The sequence below is a fragment of the Lachnoanaerobaculum saburreum DSM 3986 genome (assembly GCF_000185385.1).
Taxonomy (GTDB): domain Bacteria; phylum Bacillota; class Clostridia; order Lachnospirales; family Lachnospiraceae; genus Lachnoanaerobaculum; species Lachnoanaerobaculum saburreum.
On sequence record NZ_GL622296.1, the window covers coordinates 1,628,757 to 1,629,283 of the forward strand.

The 527-nt window shown below is 34.0% G+C and carries 1 protein-coding gene and 1 pseudogene; one reads left to right on the forward strand and one right to left on the reverse strand.

Annotated features, from left to right (window positions below; all coding sequences use genetic code 11):
* Nucleotides 1–112 (forward strand): zinc ribbon domain-containing protein (locus HMPREF0381_RS15890; RefSeq protein ID WP_154647121.1); only part of this gene is annotated, 112 nt, incomplete at its 5' end.
* Between the two features lie 233 nt (nt 113–345).
* On the opposite strand, the pseudogene HMPREF0381_RS15175 reads toward HMPREF0381_RS15890, so the two are convergent.
* Nucleotides 346–527, reverse strand: a pseudogene (locus HMPREF0381_RS15175) (hypothetical protein); the annotation flags it as partial.

Consider the following 527-nt stretch of genomic DNA (forward strand, 5'->3'; position numbering starts at 1 on the left):
AAAAGATCTAAAAGTAAGAGATTGGATATGTCCTTTCTGCAATACAAAACACGATAGAGATATCAATGCGGCAAAAAATATATTGGCAGAAGGATTAAGAAAAGTAGTATAAGAAAAATGATAGGGCAGGGACTGCCCGAATTAACGCCTGTGGAGATAGTAGGTTGCGAGGTCAGCGAAGCAGGAAGCCCATAGGCTTTAGACTATGGGTAAATGATAATGAAGAATTCAAGAGCATGCACCTGTAGACGATTTGCATTTACTACCTTGCCTTGTATTTGTCAGGATATTTACATTTTATTCTGTGGGGATAAAATTCAGTATTTCCCGACAGCCATTCTGATTTTAGCTTTTTAGAGCTTCACTTAATAAAAACATATTGTTGAGATAATGTTTATACTCCGATCCTTTTTTATTAAAATCATCTGCGTTTATTCCTCTATAAACATAAATTGCAGTTTCAAAAAAGGATGAATTGGACATAATATAATCTTTATCCTGTATATAAACCAATATAATCTTAGGAG